The following is a 746-nucleotide window of genomic DNA, read 5'->3' as shown; positions in this document are numbered from 1 at the left end:
TCCGAGCTGGGCCGTCAGCGCGACGAGATCGAGCTGATCGCGTCCGAGAACATCGTCTCTGCCGCCGTGATGGAGGCGCAGGGCTCGGTGATGACCAACAAATACGCCGAGGGCTATCCCGGTCGCCGCTACTATGGCGGTTGCCAGTTCGTCGATATCGCCGAGAACCTCGCCATCGACCGCGCCAAGCAGCTGTTCGGTTGCGAGTTTGCCAATGTGCAGCCGAACTCGGGCAGCCAGGCCAACCAGGGCGTATTCCAGGCGCTGATCCAGCCCGGCGACACCATTCTGGGCATGAGCCTGGACGCAGGCGGTCACCTGACCCACGGCGCCGCGCCCAACCAGTCGGGCAAGTGGTTCAAGGCCGTGCAATATGGCGTGCGCAAAGAAGACAACATGCTGGACTACGATCAGGTCGAGGCGCTGGCGAAAGAGCATAGCCCCAAGCTGATCATCGCCGGCGGTTCGGCCATCCCACGTCAGATCGACTTTGCCCGCATGCGCGAGATCGCCGATATGGTCGGCGCCTATCTGCACGTCGACATGGCGCATTTCGCCGGTCTGGTTGCGGCAGGTGAGCACCCCTCGCCCTTCCCGCATGCCCATGTTGCGACCACCACCACGCACAAGACCCTGCGCGGTCCGCGCGGCGGCATGATCCTGACCAATGACGAGGCGATCGCCAAGAAAGTGAACTCGGCCATCTTCCCCGGCATTCAGGGCGGCCCGCTGATGCATGTGATCGC

1 protein-coding gene is annotated in these 746 nt (G+C 63.8%); it reads left to right on the top strand.

Annotated features, from left to right (window positions below; all coding sequences use genetic code 11):
• Window positions 1-746 (top strand): serine hydroxymethyltransferase (glyA, locus tag ACOQFT_RS14405; protein WP_421598584.1); only part of this gene is annotated, 746 nt, incomplete at both ends.

Source organism: Ruegeria sp. MALMAid1280 (genome assembly GCF_049195285.1).
In the GTDB taxonomy this organism is placed as follows: domain Bacteria; phylum Pseudomonadota; class Alphaproteobacteria; order Rhodobacterales; family Rhodobacteraceae; genus Ruegeria.
Note: the sequence above shows the minus strand (reverse complement) of the source record. Positions and strands in the feature narration are given on the sequence as shown.